This is a genomic window from Shinella sp. M31, assembly GCF_049199205.1.
In the GTDB taxonomy this organism is placed as follows: Bacteria; Pseudomonadota; Alphaproteobacteria; order Rhizobiales; family Rhizobiaceae; genus Shinella.
Genome location: NZ_JBLZPH010000061.1, coordinates 1 through 2,116 on the forward strand (window position 1 = coordinate 1; position 2,116 = coordinate 2,116).

Consider the following 2,116-nt stretch of genomic DNA (forward strand, 5'->3'; position numbering starts at 1 on the left):
TCTTCACCGGAAATGCTTGTCCGCCGCAGACCATCGCCAGCTTCGCACTCACGCCATCTCGATCTGGCGTGAAATCGCTGGCTCGATCGCCGCCTGAAACACGGCATACGCCCTAAACGCCAGCTTCCAACACTTAAGGCGACGCCACCACCTTGACCGTCCCGATCCGGGCAACAGTATGCTTGCCGAAGTGGCCGTTTTGGGGACCGCCAGGAGACAGTCCGCTCCTGTTCCATGAGCCACGGAAGCGGACATCACGCTTCGAAAAAAGCTACCTGTATGCTGGCGAGACGGTCATTGTGAAACGGCAACGACAACCTTCCCCTTGGCGCGTCCGGTTTCGACATAAGCCAAGGCTTCTGACGTCTGCGCAAAGGGAAACACCTTGTCCACGATCGGACGGATGGCGCCAGCGTCGATCAGCTTGGCAATCTCACGCAGTTGCTGGCCTTCCGCGCGCATGAAGAGGAAGGAATAGTCGACGCCCCGGCTCTTTGCCTTTTTCAGAATTCCTCGACTCAGCACTCCCATGACAAAGCGTAGGAACAGGTTGAGCCGCAGAGACCTGGCGAAGGGGACGTTCGGCGGTCCGGAGATCGAGATCAGCTTTCCACCCGGCTTCAGCACGTTGAGTGACTTTACCAGCGTCTTGGCATCCTGGCTGTTCAGCACCAGATCGTAACCTGACAGCTCCTCCTCGAAGTCCTGCGTCTTCTAATCGACCACCACATCGGCACCAAGACTTTTGACCAGGTCGGTGTTCGCTGCACTGGTCGTGGTGGCAACCGTGGCGCCGAGATGCTTAGCAAGTTGGATGGCAAACGTGCCGACTCCGCCGGAACCAGCTTGGATAAAAAACCTTCTGGCGGGGTTTTACCTCACCCACTTCGACCAACGCTTGCCAGGCGGTCAATCCGACCAGCGGGATCGATGCGGCTTGCAGCATGGAAAGGCTCACTGGTTTCAGCGCCAGATCAGCGGCATCGACTGCGATGAGTTCTGCAAAGCTGCCAGCGCGGTGATCGCGAGGACGAGCGTAAATCTCGTCTCCTGCTTTAAATTGCCGAACGTTAGCACCGACGTTGACAACCGTTCCTGCCAGATCATGGCCTAGAATGAACGGCGGGCGATAGGGCAGGAATAGCTTGAATTCCCCATCGCGAATCTTGGAATCCAGAAGGTTGATCGCGGTGGCCTCAACGCGAACCAGAACTTCATTGGCGCCGATCTGGGGATCTGGCATATCGGCCAAACGCAGTGCGCCCTTCTTATGGTATTTGTCGACGACGAAGGCTTTCACGGCGTTTCTCCAGTGTAAAACGATTGTCAGCTTAGGAGGCCAAGAACTCCGAGGCCTTTTGTGCTCTCAGGCGATGTTGAACTGCTTGCGTAAGATGCGATCGAACAACGCACGCGGGAGGTACCGCCGGGCGAAGGAGGTCTGCCGGGCCGCCTTGCCCGAGGGGTAGCGAAGACGCGGCTTCCGGGCCTGGGCTGCGGCCAGGATGGTCGCCGCTACATCATCCGCGGTGTCACCGGTCGCCATGGCTGCGTTAAACGCGGCCTGGTACTTTTCGAAGGTCTCGCGATAGGCTGCAACGGGACGATCGCCCTGCGGTGAGTTCGCTTCGATAGAGGTCTTGGTGGCCCATGGCTCGATAACGTCAATGCGGATGCCGAGGGATCGCACCTCATGGTCCACGGATTCGGAATAGCCCTCGATCGCGTGTTTGCTGGCTGTGTAGTAGGCGCCGAAGGGACCTGGGATCAGTCCGACAACCGAGCCGATGTTCAAGATTCGCCCATCGCGCTGCTGACGCATGATCGGAAGAACCGCGTTCGTCACCCGCACGACGCCCAGGAAATTGGTGTCGAACAGTGCGCGAACCTGCTCGATTGAGCTTTCCTCCGCGGCACCGGATACGGCATAGCCGGCATTGTTGACCAGAAGGTCAATACGGCCGAGGGTGGCGTCGCCTTAAGTGTTGGAAGCTGGCGTTTAGGGCGTATGCCGTGTTTCAGGCGGCGATCGAGCCAGCGATTTCACGCCAGATCGAGATGGCGTGAGTGCGAAGCTGGCGATGGTCTGCGGCGGACAAGCATTTCCGGTGAAGAA

Annotated in this window: 1 protein-coding gene and 1 pseudogene; both read right to left on the reverse strand. The window is 58.6% G+C overall.

Annotated elements, in window-relative coordinates:
- Positions 1-294 precede the first annotated feature (294 nt).
- Positions 295-1,300: pseudogene (locus tag ACOZKU_RS09200) on the reverse strand (NADP-dependent oxidoreductase).
- A 66-nt stretch (positions 1,301-1,366) separates the two neighbouring features.
- The gene (locus ACOZKU_RS09205) at positions 1,367-1,957 is read right to left on the reverse strand and encodes an SDR family NAD(P)-dependent oxidoreductase (RefSeq protein ID WP_421578618.1); all 591 of its coding nucleotides are present in this window, start codon (positions 1,955-1,957) and stop codon (positions 1,367-1,369) included.
- Positions 1,958-2,116 lie beyond the last annotated feature (159 nt).